The following is a 24,513-nucleotide window of genomic DNA, read 5'->3' on the forward strand; positions in this document are numbered from 1 at the left end:
CCAAGCTTGCTTCACCTACCACTTAGCGGAACGTCTCAACCGCCCTTGACAAGACCTCAACTCATCGGCATGATTCGCGGCCTATTTTGTTTGCTATTTCCTAAAAAGTCTTTCGAGGAGCTCGACGGTGGCCAACTCACCTTCCGCCAAAAAACGTGCAAAACAGGCTGAGAAGCGTCGCAGCCACAACGCCAGCCTGCGTTCCATGGTTCGTACCTACATCAAGAATGTAGTTAAGGCCATCGACGCAAAAGACGCTGCCAAAGCTCAAGCCGCTTACGTTCTGGCTGTGCCAGTTATCGACCGTATGGCCGATAAAGGCATCATCCACAAGAACAAGGCCGCTCGTCATAAGAGCCGCCTGAATGGCCACGTCAAGGCCCTGAACGTTGCCGCTGCTGCCTAAGCGACTCGTTCATTAAAAAACCGACCTCAGGGTCGGTTTTTTATTGCCTGCGATTTAATGGACCTGACGCAAAAAAATGCGGGAGCGAGCCTGCTCGCGAAGAGGCCATGCCAGTCAACATTGATGCTGAATGGCACACCGTTTTCGCGAGCAGGCTCGCTCCCACAGCTCGACTTACATCAGACTATTGAGCGCTCGCCCACGGCAAAATCGGAATCGCCGTCACCGCATTCTGCGGACTGCCCTCGATCAAGCGATCGCTATACACCAGATACACCAGCGTATTACGCTTCTTGTCGAGAAAGCGCACCACCTGCATGGTCTTGAACACCAGGGACGTGCGCTCCTTGAACACCTCGTCACCATCCTTGAGCTCACCCCTAAAGCTGATCGGCCCGACCTGCCGGCAAGCGATAGACGCCTCAGCACGATCCTCGGCCAATCCAAGACCACCTTTCACCCCACCAGTCTTGGCGCGCGACAGATAGCAGGTCACGCCGTCGACCTTGGGGTCATCAAAGGCCTCGACCACGATCCGGTCATTCGGCCCGACAAACTTGAACACCGTCGACACCTGGCCAATCTCTTCGGCCGAAGCCAGCAGTGGCATCGCCAGCAGCAATCCCAACAATCCTTTTGCCACACGCATTCAGGTATTCCTTCAAACCAGGATCAGGTTATCGCGGTGAACCAGTTCCGGTTCCGCCATGTAACCCAACAGACCGACAATCGCCTCAGACGACTGACCGATGATTTTTTGCGCTTCCAGCGCACTGTAGTTGGCCAGGCCACGGGCAATCTCACGACCGTCCGGCGCCACGCACACCACCATCTCACCGCGACGGAAGCTGCCCTGCACCAATTTGACGCCTACCGGTAGCAAGCTCTTGTTGCCTTGGGACAACGCGATCACCGCACCAGCATCCAGCACCAGGGTGCCACGGGTTTGCAGATGACCGGCCAGCCACTGCTTGCGTGCCGCCAGCATGCCGCGCTCCGGCGACAGCAAGGTGCCGATGCGTTCGCCCGCCTTGAGGCGGTCCAGCACACGCTCGATGCGCCCACCAACGATGATGGTGTGAGCACCGGAACGGGCCGCCAGGCGCGCAGCACGCAATTTGGTCTGCATGCCACCACGACCCAGCGCACCACCAGTGCCGCCCGCCACCGCGTCGAGCGCCGGATCATCGGCGCGCGCCTCGTAAATCAGCTGGGCATCCGGATTGTTGCGCGGGTCGGCATCGAACATGCCGTCGCGATCCGTCAGGATCACCAGCAAATCCGCCTCGACCAGGTTCGCCACCAGCGCTGCCAGGGTGTCGTTGTCGCCAAAACGGATTTCGTCGGTGACCACGGTGTCATTTTCGTTGATGACCGGAATGACTTTGAGCTCGACCAATGCGCGCAGGGTACTGCGGGCATTCAGGTAACGCTTGCGGTCGGACAGGTCATCGTGGGTCAGGAGAATCTGCGCGGTATGCCGGCCATGCTCGGCAAAGCTCGACTCCCAGGCCTGCACCAACCCCATCTGGCCGATTGCGGCGGCAGCCTGAAGTTCGTGCATCGCACTGGGTCGCGAGGTCCAGCCCAAACGGCTCATGCCGGCCGCCACCGCCCCGGAGGACACCAGCACTAGCTCGACACCCGCCTCATGCAAGGCCACCATCTGTTCAACCCAGACACCCATTGCCGCGCGATCCAGGCCTTTGCCGTCCGCCGTCAGCAAAGCGCTGCCGATCTTCACGACCCAACGCTGCGCACCTGTCACCTTGCTCCGCATCATCTTCAACCTTAGCTTGAGGGCAGCGCGACCTAGCACTGCCCGTGACGTTATTCGTGGTTATTCGTGACCAACAATCGATTTCCAGATACTAAAACGCCGCTCGATTGAGCGGCGCTTAAGTTTATCGCAACGAATCAGTCACGCACGTAAATGATTTCCGGACCGTCTTCGTCATCCACATCTTCTTCGTCCCAATCATCGTCGCCGATGTCGTGGACCGACTTCACGCCACTGCGACGCAGGGCACGCTTGTCATCCAGCGCCTGCAGTTGCGCGCGAGCTTCGTCTTCGATGCGCTGATCGAGATCGGCCAACTCTTCCTTGTAAGCCGGATCATTGGCCAGGCGATCAGCACGATCTTCCATGTAACGCATGATGTCGTGGCACAGACGCTCGGTACCGAGCTTGGAGATGGCCGAGATCACGTAGACCGGACCCGTCCATTCCAGGCGATCAACGATTTCCTTGACGCGCGCATCGTGCTCTTCATCAAGGATCTGGTCGCACTTGTTCAGGACCAGCCAGCGATCACGCTCCGCCAGGGACGGGCTGAACTTGATCAGCTCGTTGACGATCACTTCAGCGGCATCCGGTGCGCTGGCGTCATCCAGCGGCGCCATATCCACGAGGTGCAGCAGCAGACGCGTACGCGCCAAGTGCTTGAGGAAGCGAATACCCAGACCAGCACCCTCGGAAGCACCCTCGATCAAGCCCGGAATATCGGCAATGACGAAGCTCTTCCAGCGATCGACGCTGACCACACCCAGGTTCGGCACAAGCGTGGTGAACGGGTAGTCGGCAACTTTCGGCTTGGCAGCCGAAACCGAACGGATAAAGGTACTTTTACCGGCGTTCGGCAAACCCAGCAGACCTACGTCAGCCAGCACTTTCATTTCCAGCTTCAGGTCGCGCTGCTCACCCGGCTTGCCCGGAGTGGTCTGGCGCGGCGCACGGTTGGTACTGGATTTGAAACGGGTGTTGCCCAGACCGTGCCAGCCGCCCTGCACTACCATCAACTTCTGACCGGCCTTGGTCAGGTCGCCGATGACTTCCTGAGTCGCGGAGTCGATCACCGTGGTGCCGACCGGAACGCGCAGGATCAGGTCTTCACCCTTCTTGCCGGTGCAGTCGGTGCTGCCGCCGTTGGAGCCGCGCTCGGCATCGAAGTGCCGGGTGTAACGGTAGTCCACCAGGGTGTTGAGGTTTTCGTCGGCCATCATGTAGATGGAACCGCCGTCACCGCCATCACCGCCGTTCGGGCCACCGTTCTCGATAAATTTTTCCCGACGGAAACTCATGGCGCCATTGCCGCCATCACCAGCCTTTACGCGAATCGATACTTCATCAACAAACTTCATAACAAACGCCTCTCGCCATACGGACGAGCCGAAAAACAATCAAGACATAAGACTCTTGCAAAAATGAGCGCAGCGACCCTAAACCACGACACCTACATCGTACGCCGACAGCCCATACAAACAGCTTTGCAAGAGACTCACCCCACAAACGAAAAAGCCCCGTCGCGAGACAGGGCTTTTCCAGCGATCGCGCAATTAAGCTGCGACTACGCTCACGTAACGACGACCGAAGGCGCCTTTTACTTCGAACTTGATCACGCCTTCGACTTTAGCGAAGAGGGTGTGATCTTTACCCATGCCAACGCCGTAGCCAGCGTGGAATTGGGTGCCGCGCTGACGCACGATGATGTTGCCTGCTTTGATAGCCTGGCCGCCATACATCTTCACGCCAAGGCGTTTGGCTTCTGAGTCGCGACCGTTACGGGTACTACCACCAGCTTTTTTGTGTGCCATGAGTTCAATTCTCCTAGTGAGGAATTAGGCTGTAATTAAGCCTGAATACCGGTGATTTTGATCTCGGTGTACCACTGGCGGTGGCCCATACGCTTCATGTGGTGCTTACGGCGACGGAACTTGATGATGCGGACTTTATCGTGACGACCTTGGGAGATCACTTCAGCCACAACGGTAGCGCCAGCAACAACTGGAGCGCCGATATTCACGTCGTCACCGTTGGCAACCAACAGAACGCGATCAAAGGTAACGGATTCGCCGGTAGCGATTTCCAGTTTTTCGATCTTCAGGTATTCACCTGGGGCGACTTTGTACTGCTTGCCGCCAGTAACGATTACTGCATAAGACATGGTATTTCTCCGATAATCCTGCTCACCCAGCTCTTTATAAGAAGAGGTATTGGCTGGCATGGCTGCATGGGGCTGGAGGCCCGCTTGCAATTGCGTAAGGCAGGTGCTGCCCAGGAAGTTCAGGGTGCGCGATTGTACGCAAGGCACGAGCGCCTTGCAAGGGGCCGTCCATCGCGCCTTGACAGGCCCGGACGCGGGTCCTAGCATGCCGCGCAACCCTTCTGGAGCGACTGTCGCTGATGCAACCCCAAGCTTTCTACCGCGCGGTGGCGGACGATTTTAGCGCCGTCGACGGCATCATCAAGAAGCAGCTGACTTCGCGCGTGCCGCTTGTATCGAAAATCGGCGATTACATCACCTCGGCCGGCGGTAAACGCCTGCGTCCTTTATTGGTGCTGCTGTGTGGCAAGGCCCTGGGTCGCGAAGGCGATGACCTGCGCCTGCTGGCCGCGACCATCGAGTTTTTGCACACCGCTACCCTGCTGCATGACGATGTGGTCGACATGTCCGGCATGCGCCGTGGCCGCTCGACCGCCAACGCCATGTGGGGCAACGCGCCAAGCGTGCTGGTGGGTGATTTCCTGTATTCGCGCTCCTTCGAAATGATGGTCGAGCTGGGCTCGATGCCAGTGATGAAGATCCTTTCGCAAGCCACGCGCATCATCGCTGAAGGCGAAGTGTTGCAGCTGTCGAAGGTTCGTGACGCCAGCACCACCGAAGAAACCTACATGGAAGTCATCCGCGGCAAGACCGCGATGCTCTTCGAAGCCTCGACCCACAGTGCTGCAGCCCTGTGCGAAGCCTCGCCGGAACAGGCCGAAGCCCTGCGTACTTTCGGTGATCACCTGGGCGTGGCCTTCCAGCTGGTCGACGACCTGCTCGATTACAAAGGCGACGCCGAAACCCTGGGCAAGAACGTCGGTGACGATCTGGCCGAAGGCAAGCCGACCCTGCCGCTGATCTACACCATGCGCGAAGGTACGCCGGAACAGGCCGCCCTGGTACGCAAAGCGATCCAGAAAGGCGGAATTGAAGATCTGGAAAGCATCCGCGAAGCCGTGGAAGCCTCGGGCTCGCTGGATTACACCGCGCAACTGGCCCGTGACTATGTGGCCCGCGCGATCAAGTGCCTCGAAGCGCTGCCTGCCAGCGAATATCGCGATGCACTGGTTGAACTGAGTGAGTTCGCGGTCGCGCGTACGCACTGACAACACTGCAAAACCCTGTGGGAGCGAGCTTGCTCGCGATTGCGATCTGATAGTCGACTGTGATGTTGACTGACACACCGCCATCGCGAGCAGGCTCGCTCCCACAGGTTTGTTCCCCACAGGTTTTCCTGCGCTGTGCCCTCTTCCTCCTAAAACCCTATACAATGTGCGCTTTTTAGCGATCCTGAATCCAAGGAGCCTTAGTGAGCACGTTGCCACCCTGCCCAAAATGCAATTCCGAATACACCTATGAAGACGGCGCCCAGCTGATCTGCCCCGAGTGCGCCCACGAATGGTCCGCCAGCGGTGAGGCCGAAGCTGTGTCCGATGACGCAGTGAAAAAGGATTCGGTCGGCAACGTCCTGCAGGACGGCGACACCATCACCGTGATCAAGGACCTCAAGGTCAAGGGTACGTCTTTGGTGGTCAAGGTCGGCACCAAGGTCAAGAACATCCGCCTGTGCGATGGCGATCACGACATCGATTGCAAGATCGACGGCATCGGCCCGATGAAACTCAAGTCCGAGTTCGTCAGAAAAGTCTGAACCTGCTGTTGTCCATCCCGCGCCCGGCGTGGGATGGCGCATCACCCTCCCCCGTTTCGCCCAGTAAATCCTCGCAATAGCCAAACGCCAGTCGTTTTGACCTGACGCAATCTTTACCCGGAAAAAAGCGCAAACCGCCAATAGGCCCTTGCTATTTATTGAATAGGAATTATTCTCATAAAACCCCTCAGTGGAGATGAGAACCATGACTTATTTGATCGATGCCTGGCTGGACCGCCCACACCCTTACCTCAGGATCCTGCATCGGGAAACCGGGGAAGTCTGTGCGGTGCTGGAAGAGGAAGCCTTGAGCGAACTGCAGGACCAGGGTGATCTTGACCTCAATGGCCTGAGTTCCAGCGAGCCGGTGGTGCTCAAGGAACTGGTGCGTAATCTGTTTCTGTTCTGCTATGCCCGGGCGTTGCGCCCGTCGCACGATCTGAACCATAAGATCGAGATATGAGAAACGCTGCAAAACACTGTAGGAGCGAGCATGCTCGCGAAAAACTCCAAGACACCGCGTTCATTCAGAATGGCCGCGTAATCGTTGACGCCCATCGCGAGCAAGCTCGCTCCTACAGGTACAGGTAATCAGCGGGTATTACAGAACGTCAAGCAACTCGACGTCGAACACCAGTACGCTGTGCGGCGGGATACTGCCAACGCCTTGAGCGCCGTAAGCCAGTTCGCTCGGCACGTACAGGCGCCATTTGCTGCCGGCGTTCATCAGTTGCAGGGCTTCGGTCCAGCCGGCGATCACGCCGCCGACCGGGAATTCTGCAGGCTCGCCGCGCTCGTAGGAGCTGTCGAACACAGTGCCATCGATCAGGGTGCCGTGGTAGTGAGTACGCACGGAGTCTTCACGGGATGGCTTGGCGCCTTCGCCAGCGGTCAGCACTTCGAACTGCAGGCCGGAAGCCAGAGTGGTGATGCCGTCACGCTTGGCGTTTTCAGCCAGGAAGGCCAGGCCTTCGCCAGCAGCCGCTTCAGCCTTGGCTGCAGCTTCGGCCTGCATGATTTCGCGGATGACTTTGAAGCTGGCGGACATTTCTTCCTGGCCCACACGGCTTGGCTTGCCGGCGAATGCGTCGGTCAGACCTGCCAGGATCGCGTCCAGGCTTACGCCCGGTGGCGGGTTGTCGCGCAGTTGATCGCCCAGCTGACGGCCAATACCGTAGCTGACGCGGGTTTCGTCGGTGGACAGATTTACTTCGGACATGACACTGCTCCGCTGTGCGGACGGCTCGGGAACTTGCCATGCGTGCACAGCGCGTCCCGGAGCGCCCGGAACCAAAAGGGCCAGCAGACTAGCACAGATGTCATGCCACTGATGAGGGACGTCAGGCGATCGGCACCTTCAGGTTTTCCTCGACATCGGCAACCAACCCACACATTTCGTCATGCACGACCGTGTGCACGAGGTTGAAGTGCAACTTGGGAAAGGAGCGCAGCACATCGCGGGCATGCTCCACCGAACGCAGGCTCATCATGTGCCCGTGCGTATCGCTCAAGGGATACGCCGTGCCATGCATCCGCGCCTCCAGCAGGTAGATGCCGCCCTCCATCGAGATCAGGTTCAGCTCGTCCACCTTCCCGGCGATGGCATACGCATTCAACTCTTGCAGGTTCATGAGCGCACCTCACGCAGTAGCGAGCCTCTTTACAGGGATAGGCTTCAGCGCATCAAAGCACAAGCCACAAACGACGCCGCCCGTCTGGTTTGCAACCCGCAATGGAAGTTGAAATCAGTGCTTGGTGAGTTTATCCAGGTAACCCATGGCAAATGCCGAGATCACGAAGGTCATGTGGATGATCACGTACCACTGCAGATGTTCAGGATCAACGTTCTTGGCGTCCATGAAGATGCGCAGCAGGTGAATGGACGAGATCGCCACGATCGACGCGGCCACTTTCATCTTCAGCGACGAAGAGTCCATGGTGCCCAGCCAGTTGAGCTTTTCCTTGCTGTCGTCGATGTCCAGTTGCGAGACGAAGTTCTCGTAGCCGGAAATCATCACCATCACCAGCAAACCGCCCACCAGCGCCATGTCGATCAGTGACAGCAGCACCAGGATCAAGTCCGATTCGGCCATCGAAAACACGTTTGGGATGACGTGGAAGACTTCCTGGAAGAATTTCAGTGCCAGCGCCAACAGCCCGAGGGACAGGCCGAAATAGATCGGCGCCAGCAGCCAGCGCGAGGCGTACATTGTATTTTCGATAAAGCGTTCCATTGAATCTCACATGTTGGTCTGAAAATGGCCGCGAGTATACCAGCCACCCGTCTATACCCAGAAGCAGCCAGAAACCGTCGAAAAATCCGCCACCTGCGCCTGTGTATCAAAGTTTTTCTGCTAGTGTCCAAATCATTGACTGCTCAGCGATGTCGGACAGGAAGACTGGAAATGGATGTGCGATTGCCTTTGACGAGTGCCGGAATTTTCCTGGCGCTGCTGCTGAGCGGCTGCTCACCCAGCGATGAAAAGCGCCAGCTCAGCCTCGAAGAAAAAACCGCGCTGTTCGAAAAATCGCTGGACGCCATACAGGATCCGAAGCTCAAGGATGCCGTGTCAGAGCTGGGCGGCTCACTGTTGCTGCTCGAACGCGCGCAACTCAAGCTCGACAGTAAACCGGTGGAAACCGAATACGGCGAAGACGCCCTCGCCATGCTCAAGCACTACCCGACCCCGCAGGCTCTGGTCGATACCTACATCAACGGGTTGTTCGTGCTGCAAAAGGACTCCGGCTCCGACTACCTGACCGATCTGCAGCCAGTGTTCCCCTTCACTTTCAGCGTTCCTGCCGCGTTTTTGTTTCCCCACGGCCTGGAATGGCAGTCGGTCACGCTAAGCAACAAACGAGTGATTCCATTCCAGCCGGAATGGTCGGAAACCGACCCCGGCATTCAGCTCAGCCCATCGAGCTCCAACCTGACAAACCCCGATGACCTGACCTTGGCCTACCCCTTCATCGAAGGCCTCGACATCGACCGAAAGCAGCAACCGCAACCGGTGAGCCTGCAAGGCAAAGTCGAAGTCATCGCACCACGCCGCCTCTACAGCTTCGACCTGACGAAAAAGGACGTAGGCCAGACCCGCACCAATGACAACCTGAGCGTCACCCTGCTCACATTGACGAACAACTACGCGGAAATCGAATACAACAACAGCGCGCCGCTGGCCCCTGAAGTCAGTGATACACCGCTGAACCCGCTGATCGTCCAGGCCAAAGACAGCACCGGGCAATTTATCTCGCGCGCCGGCTCAATCAATGAAACCTCGGTACAAATTGCCTTCTATCAGCAGCAGCTGGCCAAGATGCAGCAGCAGAAGAGCTGGAGCGAGGCCCTGGAAAAACAGCTCGACGAAGAACAACGCAACTTTGAGAAACAGCAGGCTCGACATTATTCGAAGGTGTACTTCAACGGGACGATCGAAACCCTCGAAGTCAGCATGCTGGATTTTTCCGCCGTCACGGCCACCCGAAAGAACCTCGACCTTCCGATCCGGCGTTTCGATGCCAATACCACGGCCAAGTCCATCCAGCCCTTGAACCTGCCCGTGGTGGTCTATGACGACCAGGCGGTGGGCTGGCTGAAAGGAGCAACGCTGAGTGAGGAGCAACTGAAAAAGAACGTCAACATCAGTCAGTCGGTCGACGACCCCAGCGCTGCGCGAATCGAGTTCACTCACCTGCGCACCTTTAACGATGAACTGCTCGGCACCTCGTTCAACCCCGGTGAAAGTCCGGTGAGTTTCTTTACCGAAGACGCTGCTGGCAAACGCGACGAACCGATCGAACTGCCACCAGAGGCGTACCAGATTGACCCTCTGCGCGGCACCATCACTTACGATCTGAATCTGTTTCCGCAAACCCCAGCCTATGCAGTGGGCTCCATGCCGCTGTTCCTGGCCACGGTCGAAAAGAAAACCGTCGATGCCCGTCAAATGCCCAAAGGCCTCGCGCTCAAGGACAACGCACTGGTGGTGGACCTGAAGGCATTTCCCGCCCAGGACTGGCGCTTTTTCGCCAAGGACGACAGCGGTAATTACTTGAAGGAGATTCTATCGGTCAGTCACGACGCGAGCGCACAAGGTCCGGCGCAGTTTGCCGTGCATTACTTCTACGGGCAGCCTACGCGCCTGGAAACCTATCAGCGCACTGACCTCGACACCGTGCAATATGGTTTCGAGGTCAAACTCGACAAGGCCGACATGACGCGCCTTGATCAATAGTGCGACTCAGTGCTCGGGGTGAAACTCGAAGCCGCCCATGTTCCGGCAGCGACCACCGTTGATTTCCCGCAGCTGGGCTTGCAGATGCAGGCACCAGATTTGCGGATCGTCGGCCAACTCGTAGCCGTGCAAGGTCAGGCTTTCAACGATGGTGTCGAGGATTGATTCAGCGACGAATGGACCGTGAAACGGGCCTTGGGCCTTGATGGCCGAAGGCTGTTCACCGGCCATTCCAGCGGCGAACAGCAGAGTCCACATGCCCGTATCTCCCGCCAATGGACGGATGGAACACTCGATACGGGTCACAAGGCCCAGGCATTGACGGGTGAGGCAGAGGTTGCGCGACATGGCGGCGACCCTCGGTAGATCCGGTATTCAGCCCCCATGGGAAGGCTGTTTCGATCCTGTGATTACTATCGATATCCTTGAGCTGAGAATAGAAGAAAAGTCTGCCTTGCAGGCCGAGGCGAGACCGAAAGGCGCCGAATGGTCACAGCGTGAATATTGACGTCATTTCGATGACGCTTTTTCGGCAATACATACATAAAAATGTGGGAGCGAGCCTGCTCGCGAAGGCGGACCGTCAGTCAACACATGGGTTGAATGTCAGTTCCTCATCGCGAGCAGGCTCGCTCCCACAGTAGAGCGGTGTGAGTTAGTTCAAGTGCGCATCAAGCCGGCTTGGTTTCCGCCAACGCCTCTTGCGCCAACTCCTTCTCGGCTTCCTTCAGATCATCTTCACTGATCATTTCCGCGATAACCCGCAGGCGCTCCACGACCCGCGCATTCACGCTGCCTTCAGGGAACGCGCCATTCTCGTCCGGCTCGCCGGCCGGCTCGCCGACCAGCAAACTCAAGGCTTCGTCGGCCTGACGGACCGCGTAGACATGGAACTGCCCCGCACGCACCGCCGCCAGCACCTTCTCGTCGAGCATCAGCGTGGCGACGTTGGCGTGAGGAATGATTGCCCCCTGCTCGCCGGTCAACCCGCGGGCTTCGCACAGACGGAAGAAGCCCTCGATCTTTTCGTTGACTCCGCCGACCGCCTGCACTTCGCCGAACTGGTTGATCGAACCGGTGATGGCAAAGCACTGCTTGAGCGGGGTTTTCGACAAGGCCGAGATCAGGGTGCAGGCCTCGCCCAGGGAAGCACTGTCGCCATCGACATAACCATAGGATTGCTCCAGGGCGATGCTCGCGGAAATCGCCAGCGGAAACTCCTGGGCGTAACGACTGCCCAGATAACCGGTAAGGATCATCACGCCTTTGGAGTGGATAGGCTGGCCGAGGTTGACCTCGCGCTCGATGTCGACAATGCCGCTGCCGCCCGGGTATACCGTGGCGGAAATCCGCGCCGGAATACCAAAGGCCGAGTCACCGACTTCCAGCACCGTCAAGCCGTTGCACTTGCCGACCGCCGCGCCCGCGGTGTCGATCAGGATGATCCCGGCCAGCATGTCATCGAGAATCCGCGCCGAAACCCGCCCGGTCCGCGTGGCCTTGGCCTTGAGCGCACGCTCGATGTGCCCCGCGTCGGTCATTTCATCGCCTGCCAGGTGACGAATGAAATCCGCCTCGCTGACCAGTTGGAACAAGTCCCCGATACGCGCCGACAAGCGCCCCTGGTGCTCGGCCAGACGCGCGCTGTAGGTCGCCAGGCGTGCCACCGCATCGGCGGTCAGCGGAGCCATGCCTTCTTCGGAAGTACGGGTTTTGAGCAACTGGGCAAACTGCTCCAGGCTCTCGTCGACCATCGGGATGTCTTCGTCGAAATCCACCAGGACGCGGAACATTTCCTGGAAGTCCGGATCGAGGTCTTGCAGCGTGTAATACAGCTGACGGGCACCGATGATGACGACCTTGACCTGCAACGGAATGTGTTGCGGTGTCAGGGTCACGGTGGCCAGACGGCCCAGTTCACCCAGCGGCGATTCCATTTTCAGCTTGCGCGATTGCAGGGCGCGTTTCAGCGCGTCCCACACGAACGGCTCGCTGAGCATTTTGTCCGCTTCAAGGATCAGGAAACCACCGTTGGCCCGGTGCAAGGCACCCGGCCGCAGCTGCCGATAGGTGGTGTACAGCGCGCCTTGATCGGTGCTGTATTCAATGCGACCGAAAAGATTTTCGTAGGTCGGGTGCGGCTCGAACACCACCGGCGCACCCCCGCTGGCCGAATGACCAACCACCAGGCTCGGCGCGTATTGTTCTTCCAGCAACTTGCGGGCGACAGCGTCGATCTTGCTGTCGTCCACCAATTGCTCGACCACGGTCTTGAGCAAGTACACCTGCATGGCTTGCAAATAACCGCATACCGCCGCGTTCTCGGCGTACTTCTCCGACAATGGCGACAACAATGGCTGCAAGGCCAGAGTGATGGTTTCTTCGTTCAGATGACGCAGTTGGTTGCTCGACTCACGCTTCCATTGTGGCAGGCTGGCGAGTTCTTCGTTCAGGCGCTCCTCCAGTACCGAAATATCCTCGTGGAAGCGCTCGCGCTCGGCTTCCGGCAATTGTGCGAATTCAGCTTCGTCCAACGCCTTGCCGTCGCCCATTGGGGTGAAGGCGATATTGCTGGCGTCGCGGTACAGCGCGACGTCCTTTTCCAGTGCCAGACGCTCGATGACGTCCAGGGCCTTGTCGTAGCGCTGGTTGAAGGCGCGGTCGATGGCGCTTTTCTTCTGCTGGTAGGACGGATGCTCGAAGACTGCCGGAAAGGTCGCCAGCAGGTTGTCGATCAGACCGTTGATATCTCCAATGAAGTTACCGGCAGTGCCCGACGGCAATTCCAAAGCACGTGGTTCGCGCGGCTCATCGAAATTGTTGACGTAGACCCAGTCCGCCGGGGTCTGCAGGCGCTTGCCTTCGGCCTTGAGGTAGCGTTTGACGAACGAGAACCGGCCAGTGCCGGGCTCGCCCATGACAAATACGTTGTAACCGGGGCGTGGCATGGCCACACCGAACTGCAAGGCTTCGACCGCACGTTCCTGGCCAAGCACACCGCGAAAGGGCTCCAGATCATTGGTGGTAGAGAAGCTGAACTGTTCAGCGGAAAACGGACGGGTCAGCGCTTCGGGCGCTAGACGCAAGCTGGCAGCAACAGGATCAGGCATCGGGCTTCCTTAACAATCAGGCGGGGCAGATGACAGCATTCTGGCGCCGCCCATGCCCGACTGGCAAGGAGCGCCGCAGGCCTGAGCATCGACAACCCACCAACCCCAGGCGGGCCGGGCCTGCGCTGCCGTTTCCCATGAATGTTTTGCAAAAAATCACGGAACCCCGTGATCGTGCCTAAACTCCAAACTGCGCGGCTGGACTAATGACCGGCCCACTGGCACCAGACGGGCCAGACTCCTTGTCCATTGGTAGGCACATAAAGAGAACAAAGCTATGAAACGGATTCTTCTCGGTACTCTCTTCACTGCTGTATCCATCAACGCCATGGCTCAGGCGCCAGGCGGCCCGGATTGCGGTTGGGGCAACATGCTGTTCGAAGGCCAGCGTGGTACTCCGGCTCACTTCCTGGCATCCACCACCAACGGCACCTCCGGCAACGCAACCTTCGGCATGACCTCCGGCACCAACGGTTGCGCGACCAATTCGTCGCTGACCTATGGCGGCAAATCCTGGTTTGCCATGAATGGCATGATGAACGAGCTGTCCGAAGACATGGCCAAGGGTCAGGGCGAAGCGCTGACCACCTATGCCGTGGTGCTGGGAGTGGCGCCGGAAGACCGTGCGCACTTCGCCGCCGTCACTCACGAGCACTTCCAGCAGATCTTCAGCAAGGCTGACGTGACTGCCGAAGACGTGCATACCAACACCCTGGCCGTGCTCAAAGCCGACCCTCGTCTGGCCAAGTACGCAACTCAAGCTTAAGCTCGACCCGACCCGCTTCTTTCGGGAAGCGGGTTTTGTTTTTTGGACCTGCCTCTTTTTGGGTCTTTTTCTCAAGTATTTAAGTTGCCATCTATGCTCAAACGCCTTGCCTGGCTGGCGCTGTGTGCCTGCGCCCCGCTGTCCGCCGCGCCTCAGATCGACCCACAACGTTTGCAGCAACTGGCCAACGACCCTTTCTGGATATCCCTGGGCCATTACGAAACCGCCAAGCCAGGTGGCTGGCGCAGCTATGTCAGCGACCGGAAATTTTTCCTCGCCGCTGACGGCAATGAACATCCGGACCATGAACTGGCGGCGACTGTACAAGCCTTGTACGCCCCGGCCAGTGCCGGTGAAACACACGCTCAATGCGTCTACCCTGCCCGCACCCGCTGGCTGAAAGAACAACTCGGCCTGGCCGGCCTGCCGACGCCGGACTGCGCCGGGTTCAAGCAATGGTTCAAGGACGTCTCGCCCGACAGCGCGGTGATGATCTTCCCGGCGGCTTACCTGAACAGTCCGTCCTCGATGTTCGGCCATACCCTGCTGCGCATCGACCAGGCCGAAGTGAAGAGCGACAAGACTTCGCTGCTCAGTTACGCGATCAACTTCGGCGCCTACATCGAGGGCTCGGACAACAGCATCATCTATGCCTGGAAAGGCCTGATGGGCGGCTATCCCGGTCTGTTCGCGATGGTGCCCTACCAGGAAAAACTCTCGGAATACCGCAGCCTGGAAAACCGCGACCTGTGGGAGTACCGCCTGAACCTGACCCAACAGGAAACCGCGCGCATGGTCGAGCACGTCTGGGAGCTGAAGCAGATCAAGTTCGACTATTTCTTCTTCGACGAGAACTGCTCGTACCGCTTGCTGGAACTGCTGCAAGTGGCCCGCCCGGGCTTGCGCCTGACCGAGCAATTCCCGCTCACCGCCATCCCGACCGACACCGTCAAAGCCGTGAAAGAGGCCGGGCTGGTGGAATCGATCCAGTATCGCCCGTCCCGGGAGCGCGAACTGCTCAGTCGCGCCGAGCCGTTGAACCCTGAAGAACAGCAATGGGTGCTGAAAGTCAGCGCCGATCAGAAACAATTGCAAGACCCGGCCTTCAAGGCTCAACCCCGCGACCGCCAGGCGCTGATCATCGATGCGGCCTATCGCCTGGAGCGTTACCGCGCCAACGGTCAGGAGCGCGACCCGGCGCGCGCCCAGCGCAGCTTCGAACTGCTGCGGGCAATCAACCAGAACCCGGCGCCGGAGCTGGATATCCCGCAACCGGGCCTGCCTGAGGACGGTCACGAGTCCCGCACCTGGCAGCTCGGCCTCGGCACCCGTGGAGATAAAGCCTTTGGCGAGTACGGCTTGCGCATGGCTTATCACGACCTCAATGACAACAACGAAAGCTTTCCCCTTGGCGCGCAGATCGAAATCCTGCAATTGAAACTGCGCCAGTACGAAGGCAACGAATGGCAAGTGCAGCAACTGGACCTGGCAACCATTCGTTCCCTTACCCCGCGCAACAAGTTGCTGCAACCGCTGTCATGGCAAGTCACCGGTGGTCTGGAGCGGGTGCCGGGCAAGCATGATGACCAAACCCTGGTCAGCCACGTCAACGGCGGGGGCGGTGGCACCTGGCAACTGGGCGACGACACGCTCGGCTTTGCCCTGGGCACCGTGCGTATCGAGCACAACAACGACTTCGCCGCATTTATTGTCCCGGCCGCCGGCTTCAACAGTGGTGTGCTGTGGAAAAACCCGCTGGGCAATTTGAGCCTGGAAGCCAAGGGCGATTTCTTCACCAATGGTGAAGTGCGTCGTAGCCTGAGCCTGAATCAGCAGTGGGAAATATCCCGCAATCTCGGCCTGCGCTTGAGCGCCCAGCGCGAGTTCAGCCATTTGGCGACGGCCGAGAACGAAGTGATGCTGGAGCTGAAGTGGTATCACTACTGACCCGAATGCAACGCTCCCACAGGGGTTATGTGGCGTTCGACAAAATGCATGCCCCCCCTTCACATACACCCGACGAATCCACTTCTAGACTTTCACTATGGGCGGCGTATCCAGGACCGCGGGGATGAACGCAACAGTCATCTGGAGGAACGGGACAAAGCCTGGCAGCAGAAGGATCAGGACGCCGCACGGGCCTATCGCTCGCCGTAAGTCGCTTTCAGACATTTGCTGAAACCAAATGCCTGCGACCATGGCCAAAACCCTATACCGGGAGAATTCCATGAGCCGTGCCTTCGTCAATGAAGATAACGCCGCCTCGCAAGCCGATCAGCCTGTAGAACGGCAGGTCAGTGCGCAGCCCAATTACGTCACGCCGCAAGGCCTGGACCTGTTGCAGGGAAAAGTCGCCGAACTGCAAACCCTGCATGCCGAGCAATCGGCAAAAGGCGAGCAGGCGGACAAACAGCGCCTGGCCGATCTCGAACGTGATTTGCGTTACTTCAAGCAACGCCTGGGCAGCGCTCAGGTCGTACTCGCTGCGACCTCGACCGAGAAAGTGCAAATCGGCAGTTGGGTGACTTACGCCGACGAACATGCCACCGAACGCCGGGTACAACTGGTGGGCGAAGATCAGGCCGATGCCGCCCACGGCCTGATCAACTGGAGTTCGCCGCTGGGTCGGGCACTGCTCGGTGCACGACTCAACGACGAAGTGCTGTGGCAGCGCCCCGCCGGGGATCAACTGATAGAAGTGATCCGTATCGAACCGGCGTAGGCTTCGCCTAAACGACGCCTTGGGCCAGCATGGCATCGGCAACCTTGACGAAACCGGCGATGTTCGCGCCCTTGACGTAATTGACCCGGCCATTCTCATCGCCGTAATGCACGCAAGCGTGGTGAATCGACTGCATGATCGCGTGCAGCTTGCTGTCCACTTCGCCACCGGTCCACGCCAGGCGCATGGCGTTCTGCGACATCTCCAGCCCGCTCACCGCCACACCACCGGCGTTGGATGCCTTGCCCGGCGCGAACAGAATGTCGGCTTCGATGAACAGGTCCACCGCCTCGAGGGTCGTCGGCATGTTCGCGCCTTCGGCCACGCAGATGCAGCCGTTGCGCAGCAAGGTGCGAGCAGCTTCGGCATCCAGTTCGTTCTGCGTTGCGCACGGCAGCGCGATGTCGCAGCTCAGGCTCCATGGCAGCTCACCGGCGCGGAACTCCAGGCCAAAACGGCCGGCCAGTTCACGGATGCGCCCGCGCTGTACGTTTTTCAGCTCCAGAACCGCCAGCCATTGCTCCTCGGTCAAACCGCTTTCGCAATACAACGTACCCTCGGAGTCGGACAGCGAAATCACCTTGCCGCCCAGGTCCATGACCTTGCGCGCCGCGTATTGCGCAACGTTGCCGGAACCGGAGATTGCCACTCGCTTGCCCTCGACTGCCAAACCGCGGCGCTTGAGCATTTCTTCGGCGAAGTACACGCAACCGAAACCGGTGGCTTCAGGGCGAATCAGGCTGCCGCCGTAGCTTGGGCCTTTGCCGGTCATCACGCTGGTGAACTGGTTGCTCAGGCGCTTGTACTGGCCGAACAGGAAACCGATCTCCCGCGCGCCGACACCGATGTCCCCGGCCGGCACGTCAACGTCGGCACCGATGTGGCGGTACAACTCGCTCATGAAGGCCTGGCAGAAGCGCATGACTTCCGCGTCGCTTTTGCCTTTGGGGTCAAAGTCCGAACCACCCTTGCCGCCGCCCATGGGCAATGAAGTCAGGGAGTTTTTGAAGGTCTGTTCGAAGGCGAGGAATTTCAGCACGCCCATGTTTACCGACGGGTGGAAACGCAGGCCGCCCTTGTACGGGCCGATTGCGCTGTTCATCTGGATGCGGAATCCGCGATTGACCTGGACCTGGCCCTGATCGTCGACCCACGACACGCGAAACACCACCGCCCGCTCCGGCTCGCAGATGCGCTCCAGGATGCCGGAGGTCAGGTAATGCGGATTGGCTTCAAGAAACGGCCACAGGGTACGCAGGACTTCTTCGACAGCCTGGTGGAATTCGGGTTGGTCCGGGTCGCGTTTTTTCAGGCGCGCAAGGAAGGATTCGACGGATTCGATCATGGAAAAGTCTCGGCAAATTTATTGTCGTTGGAGGAGATTGAGCCGGACTGTAACAAACGATTCACGCACAAGAACAGCGCAGAATGTCGCATTTATGAAATTAAATGGTGCACGGGATATAAATAAGTCTGTTTTCTTGTCTGATTCTGCACCCGAATAGGGACTCACCATTCGAGTAATGCACCATCAGGAACACCGCCTTCGCGAGCAAGCCCGCTCCCACAGGGGATCCTCTGCTGAATTGAGATTTGTGGCCTCCACAAAACCCTGTGGGAGCGGGCTTGCTCGCGAATGGCGCGGCTCGGTGTCATTGAAAAACGCGCACAAAAAAACGGAGCCCGAAGGCTCCGCTCTTTATGCAACCAACCTGAAATCAGGCCAGTTTCTTGTGGCGTACACGATGCGGCTGGGCAGCCGCTTCGCCGAGGCGCTTTCTACGGTCGGCTTCGTACTCGGTGTAGTTACCTTCGAAGAACACCGCTTGCGAGTCGTCTTCGTACGCCAGGATGTGAGTCGCGACGCGGTCAAGGAACCACCGGTCGTGGGAGATCACAATGGCGGCGCCCGGGAAGTCCAGCAGGGCCTCTTCCAGGGAACGCAGGGTTTCAACGTCGAGGTCGTTGGACGGTTCGTCGAGCAGCAGGACGTTGCCGCCCTCCTTCAGGGTCAGGGCCAGGTGCAAGCGACCGCGCTCACCACCAGACAGGTCCTTGACGAACTTCTGCTGATCGCCACCCTTGAAGTTGAAGCGACCGACGTAAGTACGCGACGGGATCTCGTAGTTACCGATGCGGATCTGGTCGGAACCGTCGGAGATCTGCTGGAACACGGTCTTGCTGCCGTCCAGGTCCTCACGGCTCTGGTCGACGCAAGCAAGCTGCACGGTTTCACCGACTTCGATGCTGCCCGAATCCGGCGTTTCCTTGCCCATCAGCATGCGGAACAGGGTCGACTTACCGGCACCGTTACCGCCGATCACGCCGACGATGGCGCCTTTAGGCATGGCGAACGACAGATTGTCGATCAGCACGCGGTCGCCATAGCCCTTGGTGACGTTCTTGAACTCGATGACCTTGTCGCCCAAGCGTGGACCGGCCGGGATGTAGATCTCGTTGGTTTCGCTGCGTTTCTGGAATTCCTGCGACTGCATTTCTTCGAAGCGTTGCAGACGAGCCTTGGATTTCGACTGGCGGGCCTTGGCGCCTTTGCGCACCCACTCCAGTTCTTCCTTCATGGCTTTTTCGTGAGCCGACTGCTGCTTGGATTCGGCAGCCAGACGATCGGACTTGGCTTCCAGCCAACCCGAATAGTTGCCCTCGTAAGGAATGCCCGCGCCGCGGTCGAGTTCCAGGATCCAGCCGGCAACGTTGTCCAGGAAGTAACGGTCGTGCGTGATCGCGACCACGGTACCCGGGAAGTCGTGCAGGAAGTGCTCGAGCCACGCAACGGAGTCGGCGTCCAGGTGGTTGGTCGGTTCGTCGAGCAGCAGCATGTCCGGGGCGGACAGCAGCAGACGGCACAGGGCCACGCGACGTTTTTCACCACCGGAGAGGACTTCGACCTTGGCATCCCAGGCTGGCAGGCGCAGCGCGTCGGCGGCGACTTCCAGCTGACGATCGAGGTTGTGACCGTCGCTGGCTTGCAGGATGGCTTCGAGCTTGGCCTGTTCGGCAGCCAGTTTGTCGAAGTCGGCGTCTTCTTCAGCGTAAGCCGCGTAGACCTCGTCCAGGCGCGCCTGGGCGTTCTTGATCACGCTGACCGCTTCCTCTACCACTTCACGCACAGTTTTGGTCGGGTCCAGGATCGGCTCTTGCGGCAGATAACCGATGTTCAGCTCCGGCATCGGGCGGGCTTCGCCGTCGAATTCGGTGTCAACGCCAGCCATGATTTTCAGCAGCGTGGACTTACCCGAACCGTTGAGGCCGAGCACGCCGATCTTGGCGCCGGGGAAGAACGACAGAGAAATGTTTTTCAGGATTTCCCGCTTCGGCGGAACAACTTTGCCCAGCCGATGCATGGTGAATACGTATTGAGCCATGGAGAACCTTGGGTCAGTGACAGATGAATGATTGGAGCGCAGGCGATGCCCGGGCCAGACCGTGCGCGTCGTCCGTAAGAGGCGACGCTGAAAAAGTCTGAGTCTAGGAGCTGGAACGCTCCCGCGTAACCGGCAAAGCTACCTTAATGACCGGTGGCAGTCCAGCCGACGGACAGGGGCTGGCACTTCGCCACAACTCAAGGCATGCTAGCCGCCCTTCGGGCGTCCGGCTTATAGTGCACGTCGCGCCAGTCCAGCCAAACCGCAGGATGACAGCTTGTCCAAAGTCCCTCCGCCTCTGACTTCCAGCGCGCCGGCCACAGCGCCCGGCTCCCCCTTGCGCGGGACCTTGAAGGGCACCTTGGCGACACTCGCATTATTGCTGCTGGCCCTGCTGTTCTGGCAGTTGCTCGACCAGTTACGGGAAACCCAGAAGAACCAGCGTCAGTACACCATCGACTACACCGCCGATCTGGCCGCGCAGGTCAGCCTGAACATGGCGCTCAACGCGCAGATCGCCCTCAACCTGTTGCCGATCGTCGAACAACCGCAAGGCGCCGATGAACTGCAGGCCCTGCTGCGCAAGCTGCAACAGTCGCTGCCGGATCTACGCAGCCTGGCGTTGCTCAGCCCCTCGGGAAGAGTCATCAGTGACAGCGCTCCCGACAGCGATGACAGCGACTACCTGGGTGAACTGGTACGCCGCAGCCACGCCCAGACGCACTACTTCAGCAACGCCACCGACGGTTCCGTGGTGCATTTATTGTTGCATCAGGCCAGCGGCAGTTCCCGAGGCTATTGGGTCTTGCGCCTGACACCCACTTTCTTTTCGTCCTTGACCAAGCAAAGCGAAGCCGTCCGCCGCCCGTTGTGGCTGGTGGAGAACCGCATCAATCATCAGATCATCAGCCGCGACGAAGCGCTGCCCTCGGTCAATCCGGGCACGCTGACCGCGGATGATGTCGCCAACAGCGTGCTGACCGTTGCGCTGAGCAGCAGCGATTGGCAACTGCGCGGCTTGTTCGACCGTCAGCGCGTGCTGGAAGAGTTGCTGCCGGCGTTCATCGGCAAATGCCTGCTGGGCCTGGCGTTTTCCATGCTGCCGTTCATCGCCTTGCTGAACACGCGCCGACGTCAGCGCCAATTGAGCGAAGGCCGCCGGCGTTATCAGGATATTTTCGAAGGCACCGGCGTGGCTTTATGTGTCCTCGACATGTCCGGGCTCAAGGTTTTTTTCGACAAGGCACAACTGCAGGGCAGCGAACAACTGCAAGCGTGGCTGGCGATCCCGGAACAACGCCGGCAATTGCTCAAGGAACTGCGGATCACCGAGGTCAACCAGGTCGCGCTGCAACTGCTCAATGTCGATAGCGCCGACAAAGCCTGGCAACTGCTGATCGATGGCCATCCGCAGCACGGCACCGCCATCGGCAACCAGGTACTCGACGCGGTGCTCAACCAGCAGCAACAGCTTGAGCTGGAAATCAAACTGCAGGATGCCAGCGGTCGCGACCAGCACCTGTGGCTGGTGCTGCGCCTGCCGCAAGCAACGGACGACTATAAAGCGGTGATCCTGAGCATCACCGACATCACCAGCCGCAAGCTCATCGAACTGTCGCTGCAGGAACGCGAAGGTTTTTGGTCGGACGTGGTGCGCACCGTGCCGGATCACCTGTATGTGCAGGATGTGATCAGCCAGCGCATGATCTACAGCAACCACCATCTGGGCCAGACACTGGGTTACAACCGCACCGAACTGCACCAGATGGGCGAATACTTCTGGGAAATCCTCCTGCACCCCGAAGACGCCGACTATTACCACCGCTCCCGCCAGGTCCAGCGCCAGGCCGGTTATCGCCAGTTGATGCAGTGCCAGTTGCGCTTCCGCCATCGGGACGGCCAGTGGCGACGCTTCGAGATTCGCGAGCAGGCACTGGCGCGGGACAAGGACGATCAGGTCACGCGAATCATCGGCGTGGCCAAGGACATCACCGACCAGATCGAAGCCAGCGAATCCCTGCGCGACAGCGAGCAGCGCTACCGGATGCTAGCCGAAAGCATCAGCGACGTGATCTTCTCCACCGACAGTCGCCTCAACCTCAATTACGTCAGCCCTTCGGTGCAAGCGGTGCTGGGTTACGACGCCGAGTGGATTTTCCAGAACGGCTGGCAATCGACCATCGCCAACCCGCAACAACTGACCGGCATCTACCACCTGATGGACCGGGTCAGCAAAGCGCTGGATCAACCGGGCCAACTGGCGCTGTTACGCAGCCAGGTGCAAACCCAACTGTTCCTGTTCGATTGCCTGCGGGCCGACGGGCGCAAGATCCCGATCGAACTGCGCCTGGTATTGGTCTGGGACGAACACGGCACGTTCGAAGGCGTGCTCGGCGTCGGCCGCGACATCAGCCAGCAACGCCGGGCCGAAAAAGACCTGCGCATGGCCGCCACGGTATTCGAACACTCGACCTCGGCGATCCTGATCACCGACCCGGCCGGCTACATCGTCCAGGCCAACGAAGCCTTCAGCCGTGTCAGCGGCTATGCCGTGGAGCAGGTCCTCGACCAGTTGCCGAACATGCTGACCGTCGACGAGCAGCAGGAAACCCATCTGCGTTACGTGCTCAAGCAATTGGGCCAGCACAGCACCTGGGAAGGCGAAGTCTGGCTCAAGCGCCGTAATGGCGAGCACTACCCGGCCTGGGTCGGGATCACCGCCGTACTCGACGACGAAGGTGACCTGGCCAGTTATGTGTGTTTCTTCAGCGACATCAGCGAGCGCAAGGCCAGCGAGCAGCGGATTCACCGCCTCGCCTACTACGACGCCCTGACCCACCTGCCCAACCGCTCACTGTTCCAGGATCGTCTGCACACGGCGTTGCAATCCGCCGAACGGCAGAAGTCGTGGGTAGTGCTGATGTTCCTCGACCTCGATCGCTTCAAGCCGATCAACGACTCCCTGGGCCACGCCGCCGGCGACCGCATGCTTAAGGAAATGGCCACGCGCCTGCTCGGTTGCGTCGACGATGACGACACCGTGGCACGCATGGGCGGTGACGAATTCACTTTGCTCCTGCAACCGCGAGCCAACCGTGAAATCGCCCTGAACCGGGCGATCCATGTGGCCGAACAGATTCTCGCCAGCCTGGTGAAACCGTTCGTGCTCGAAGGCCGCGAGTTCTTCGTCACGGCCAGTATCGGTATCGCCCTGAGCCCGCAGGACGGCAACGAACTCAGCCAGCTGATGAAGAATGCCGACACCGCGATGTACCACGCCAAGGAGCGCGGCAAAAACAACTTCCAGTTCTATCAGGCGGACATGAACGCCAGTGCGCTGGAGCGTCTGGAGCTGGAAAGCGACTTGCGCCATGCCCTGGAACAGAACGAATTCGTGCTGTATTACCAGCCGCAGTTAAGCGGCGACGGCAAGCGTCTGACCGGTGCCGAGGCGCTGCTGCGCTGGCGTCATCCACGCCGCGGCCTGGTGCCGCCGGGGGATTTCATTCCGGTGCTCGAAGAGCTCGGGCTGGTGGTGGATGTCGGCGACTGGGTGATCCGCGAGGCCTGCCGTCAACTCAAGGCCTGGCATCAGGCCGGGGTACGCGTGCCGAAAGTGTCGGTGAACATCTCGGCGCGGCAGTTCTCCGATGGTCAGCTCGGCACGCGGATCGCCACCATCCTCAAGGAAACCGGCCTGCCGCCGGCGTGCCTGGAACTGGAACTCACCGAAAGTATCCTGATGCGCGAAGTCAGCGAGGCGATGCAGATTCTCGCCGGGCTGAAAAATCTTGGGCTGAGCATTGCGGTGGATGACTTTGGCACCGGTTACTCATCCCTGAACTACCTCAAGCAATTTCCCATCGACGTGCTGAAGATCGACCGCACCTTCGTCGATGGCCTGCCCAGCGGCGAGCAGGACGCACAAATTGCCCGGGCAATCATTGCCATGGCCCACAGCCTCAACCTGGCGGTGATTGCCGAAGGCGTGGAAACCCATGAGCAGCTTGATTTCCTGAGGGAGCACGGTTGCGATGAGGTTCAGGGGTATCTATTCGGCCGACCGATGCCGGCGAGTCGGTTTGAGACGCAGTTCAGTAATGATGCGTTGTTCATGCTTGACTAAGCGCTCTTGTGGCGAGAGAGCTTGCTCCCGCTCGAGTGCGTAGCGCTCGCAAGATTTGGGGCCGCTTC

The 24,513-nt window shown here is 59.3% G+C and carries 21 protein-coding genes; 9 read left to right on the plus strand and 12 right to left on the minus strand.

What is annotated here, in order from left to right:
* The first annotated feature begins 127 nt into the window (after nucleotides 1-127).
* Nucleotides 128-406, plus strand: a complete 279-nt coding sequence (rpsT, locus tag AC3IT9_RS25120; RefSeq protein WP_007970922.1) for a 30S ribosomal protein S20 — start codon at nucleotides 128-130, stop codon at nucleotides 404-406.
* A gap of 184 nt (nucleotides 407-590) precedes the next feature.
* Here rpsT and AC3IT9_RS25125 read toward each other — a convergent pair whose 3' ends face one another.
* The 5 genes from AC3IT9_RS25125 to rplU all read right to left on the minus strand — a co-directional run bounded on the left by AC3IT9_RS25125 (nucleotide 591) and on the right by rplU (nucleotide 4,350).
* Nucleotides 591-1,055 (minus strand): CreA family protein, encoded by a 465-nt coding sequence (locus AC3IT9_RS25125; protein ID WP_489271267.1) that lies wholly within the window; start codon nucleotides 1,053-1,055, stop codon nucleotides 591-593.
* 12 nt (nucleotides 1,056-1,067) lie between these two features.
* Nucleotides 1,068-2,186, minus strand: coding sequence for a glutamate 5-kinase (gene proB, locus AC3IT9_RS25130; protein WP_150727089.1), 1,119 nt, complete (start codon nucleotides 2,184-2,186; stop codon nucleotides 1,068-1,070).
* Between the two features lie 137 nt (nucleotides 2,187-2,323).
* Complete coding sequence (cgtA, locus tag AC3IT9_RS25135; protein ID WP_008052064.1) at nucleotides 2,324-3,547, minus strand: Obg family GTPase CgtA; 1,224 nt, start codon at nucleotides 3,545-3,547, stop codon at nucleotides 2,324-2,326.
* 195 nt (nucleotides 3,548-3,742) lie between these two features.
* Nucleotides 3,743-4,000 (minus strand): 50S ribosomal protein L27, encoded by a 258-nt coding sequence (rpmA, locus tag AC3IT9_RS25140; protein WP_003281574.1) that lies wholly within the window; start codon nucleotides 3,998-4,000, stop codon nucleotides 3,743-3,745.
* Nucleotides 4,001-4,035: 35 nt separating this feature from the next.
* On the minus strand, nucleotides 4,036-4,350 hold the full coding sequence (gene rplU / locus AC3IT9_RS25145) for a 50S ribosomal protein L21 (protein WP_003176051.1): 315 nt from the start codon (nucleotides 4,348-4,350) through the stop codon (nucleotides 4,036-4,038).
* Nucleotides 4,351-4,589: 239 nt separating this feature from the next.
* On the opposite strand from rplU, the gene AC3IT9_RS25150 reads away from it, so the two are divergent.
* From AC3IT9_RS25150 to AC3IT9_RS25160, 3 genes are all read left to right on the plus strand, one after another.
* Nucleotides 4,590-5,558, plus strand: coding sequence for a polyprenyl synthetase family protein (locus AC3IT9_RS25150; RefSeq protein ID WP_150727030.1), 969 nt, complete (start codon nucleotides 4,590-4,592; stop codon nucleotides 5,556-5,558).
* Nucleotides 5,559-5,761: 203 nt separating this feature from the next.
* Complete coding sequence (locus tag AC3IT9_RS25155) at nucleotides 5,762-6,103, plus strand: zinc ribbon domain-containing protein YjdM (RefSeq protein WP_020798653.1); 342 nt, start codon at nucleotides 5,762-5,764, stop codon at nucleotides 6,101-6,103.
* Between the two features lie 205 nt (nucleotides 6,104-6,308).
* Entirely contained in the window at nucleotides 6,309-6,566 is a 258-nt protein-coding gene (locus AC3IT9_RS25160) for a PA4570 family protein (protein ID WP_489271268.1), read from the plus strand.
* A gap of 138 nt (nucleotides 6,567-6,704) precedes the next feature.
* Here the strand turns inward: AC3IT9_RS25160 and bamJ are convergent, their stop codons facing one another.
* From bamJ to AC3IT9_RS25175, 3 genes are all read right to left on the minus strand, one after another.
* Complete coding sequence (bamJ, locus tag AC3IT9_RS25165) at nucleotides 6,705-7,322, minus strand: BamJ family beta-barrel-assembly machinery protein (protein WP_008052058.1); 618 nt, start codon at nucleotides 7,320-7,322, stop codon at nucleotides 6,705-6,707.
* A 121-nt stretch (nucleotides 7,323-7,443) separates the two neighbouring features.
* Entirely contained in the window at nucleotides 7,444-7,734 is a 291-nt protein-coding gene (locus tag AC3IT9_RS25170) for a DUF6482 family protein (protein ID WP_150727028.1), read from the minus strand.
* 114 nt (nucleotides 7,735-7,848) lie between these two features.
* Nucleotides 7,849-8,337, minus strand: a complete 489-nt coding sequence (locus tag AC3IT9_RS25175) for a TIGR00645 family protein (protein ID WP_150727027.1) — start codon at nucleotides 8,335-8,337, stop codon at nucleotides 7,849-7,851.
* A gap of 171 nt (nucleotides 8,338-8,508) precedes the next feature.
* Between AC3IT9_RS25175 and AC3IT9_RS25180 the strand changes: the two genes are divergently transcribed.
* Nucleotides 8,509-10,338 (plus strand): hypothetical protein, encoded by a 1,830-nt coding sequence (locus AC3IT9_RS25180; RefSeq protein WP_353741604.1) that lies wholly within the window; start codon nucleotides 8,509-8,511, stop codon nucleotides 10,336-10,338.
* Nucleotides 10,339-10,344: 6 nt separating this feature from the next.
* Here AC3IT9_RS25180 and AC3IT9_RS25185 read toward each other — a convergent pair whose 3' ends face one another.
* Both AC3IT9_RS25185 and AC3IT9_RS25190 read right to left on the minus strand, forming a co-directional pair.
* Nucleotides 10,345-10,686, minus strand: coding sequence for a PA4575 family protein (locus tag AC3IT9_RS25185; RefSeq protein ID WP_046041767.1), 342 nt, complete (start codon nucleotides 10,684-10,686; stop codon nucleotides 10,345-10,347).
* 323 nt (nucleotides 10,687-11,009) lie between these two features.
* Nucleotides 11,010-13,448, minus strand: coding sequence for a Lon protease family protein (locus AC3IT9_RS25190; protein WP_150754979.1), 2,439 nt, complete (start codon nucleotides 13,446-13,448; stop codon nucleotides 11,010-11,012).
* 277 nt (nucleotides 13,449-13,725) lie between these two features.
* Here AC3IT9_RS25190 and AC3IT9_RS25195 point away from each other — a divergent pair, with 277 nt between their 5' ends.
* The 3 genes from AC3IT9_RS25195 (at nucleotide 13,726) to AC3IT9_RS25205 (ending at nucleotide 16,936) form a co-directional block, all read left to right on the plus strand.
* Nucleotides 13,726-14,214, plus strand: a complete 489-nt coding sequence (locus tag AC3IT9_RS25195) for a DUF3015 domain-containing protein (protein WP_150727025.1) — start codon at nucleotides 13,726-13,728, stop codon at nucleotides 14,212-14,214.
* Nucleotides 14,215-14,307: 93 nt separating this feature from the next.
* Nucleotides 14,308-16,161: an Lnb N-terminal periplasmic domain-containing protein gene (locus tag AC3IT9_RS25200; protein ID WP_353741605.1), complete on the plus strand. Its 1,854-nt coding sequence runs from the start codon at nucleotides 14,308-14,310 to the stop codon at nucleotides 16,159-16,161.
* A gap of 280 nt (nucleotides 16,162-16,441) precedes the next feature.
* The gene (locus tag AC3IT9_RS25205) at nucleotides 16,442-16,936 is read left to right on the plus strand and encodes a GreA/GreB family elongation factor (protein WP_150754982.1); all 495 of its coding nucleotides are present in this window, start codon (nucleotides 16,442-16,444) and stop codon (nucleotides 16,934-16,936) included.
* A 7-nt stretch (nucleotides 16,937-16,943) separates the two neighbouring features.
* Here AC3IT9_RS25205 and gdhA read toward each other — a convergent pair whose 3' ends face one another.
* Nucleotides 16,944-18,281: an NADP-specific glutamate dehydrogenase gene (gdhA, locus tag AC3IT9_RS25210; protein ID WP_489271269.1), complete on the minus strand. Its 1,338-nt coding sequence runs from the start codon at nucleotides 18,279-18,281 to the stop codon at nucleotides 16,944-16,946.
* A gap of 373 nt (nucleotides 18,282-18,654) precedes the next feature.
* Nucleotides 18,655-20,319 (minus strand): energy-dependent translational throttle protein EttA, encoded by a 1,665-nt coding sequence (gene ettA, locus AC3IT9_RS25215; RefSeq protein WP_150727021.1) that lies wholly within the window; start codon nucleotides 20,317-20,319, stop codon nucleotides 18,655-18,657.
* Nucleotides 20,320-20,596: 277 nt separating this feature from the next.
* On the opposite strand from ettA, the gene AC3IT9_RS25220 reads away from it, so the two are divergent.
* Nucleotides 20,597-24,445, plus strand: a complete 3,849-nt coding sequence (locus tag AC3IT9_RS25220; protein WP_489271270.1) for a sensor domain-containing protein — start codon at nucleotides 20,597-20,599, stop codon at nucleotides 24,443-24,445.
* Nucleotides 24,446-24,513 lie beyond the last annotated feature (68 nt).

The sequence above is a fragment of the Pseudomonas sp. KH_046_1 genome (assembly GCF_057839025.1).

Bases quoted from the DNA above. Each gene is read 5' to 3' on its own strand.
- AC3IT9_RS25180 (WP_353741604.1), top strand. From the start codon at position 8,509: ATGGATGTGCGATTGCCTTTGACGAGTGCCGGAATTTTCCTGGCGCTG.
- proB (WP_150727089.1), bottom strand. From the start codon at position 2,186: ATGCGGAGCAAGGTGACAGGTGCGCAGCGTTGGGTCGTGAAGATCGGC.
- AC3IT9_RS25195 (WP_150727025.1), top strand. From the start codon at position 13,726: ATGAAACGGATTCTTCTCGGTACTCTCTTCACTGCTGTATCCATCAAC.
- ettA (WP_150727021.1), bottom strand. From the start codon at position 20,319: ATGGCTCAATACGTATTCACCATGCATCGGCTGGGCAAAGTTGTTCCG.
- AC3IT9_RS25185 (WP_046041767.1), bottom strand. From the start codon at position 10,686: ATGTCGCGCAACCTCTGCCTCACCCGTCAATGCCTGGGCCTTGTGACC.
- AC3IT9_RS25190 (WP_150754979.1), bottom strand. From the start codon at position 13,448: ATGCCTGATCCTGTTGCTGCCAGCTTGCGTCTAGCGCCCGAAGCGCTG.
- AC3IT9_RS25160 (WP_489271268.1), top strand. From the start codon at position 6,309: ATGACTTATTTGATCGATGCCTGGCTGGACCGCCCACACCCTTACCTC.
- cgtA (WP_008052064.1), bottom strand. From the start codon at position 3,547: ATGAAGTTTGTTGATGAAGTATCGATTCGCGTAAAGGCTGGTGATGGC.
- rplU (WP_003176051.1), bottom strand. From the start codon at position 4,350: ATGTCTTATGCAGTAATCGTTACTGGCGGCAAGCAGTACAAAGTCGCC.
- rpmA (WP_003281574.1), bottom strand. From the start codon at position 4,000: ATGGCACACAAAAAAGCTGGTGGTAGTACCCGTAACGGTCGCGACTCA.
- gdhA (WP_489271269.1), bottom strand. From the start codon at position 18,281: ATGATCGAATCCGTCGAATCCTTCCTTGCGCGCCTGAAAAAACGCGAC.
- AC3IT9_RS25200 (WP_353741605.1), top strand. From the start codon at position 14,308: ATGCTCAAACGCCTTGCCTGGCTGGCGCTGTGTGCCTGCGCCCCGCTG.
- AC3IT9_RS25125 (WP_489271267.1), bottom strand. From the start codon at position 1,055: ATGCGTGTGGCAAAAGGATTGTTGGGATTGCTGCTGGCGATGCCACTG.
- AC3IT9_RS25175 (WP_150727027.1), bottom strand. From the start codon at position 8,337: ATGGAACGCTTTATCGAAAATACAATGTACGCCTCGCGCTGGCTGCTG.
- bamJ (WP_008052058.1), bottom strand. From the start codon at position 7,322: ATGTCCGAAGTAAATCTGTCCACCGACGAAACCCGCGTCAGCTACGGT.
- AC3IT9_RS25205 (WP_150754982.1), top strand. From the start codon at position 16,442: ATGAGCCGTGCCTTCGTCAATGAAGATAACGCCGCCTCGCAAGCCGAT.
- AC3IT9_RS25170 (WP_150727028.1), bottom strand. From the start codon at position 7,734: ATGAACCTGCAAGAGTTGAATGCGTATGCCATCGCCGGGAAGGTGGAC.
- AC3IT9_RS25150 (WP_150727030.1), top strand. From the start codon at position 4,590: ATGCAACCCCAAGCTTTCTACCGCGCGGTGGCGGACGATTTTAGCGCC.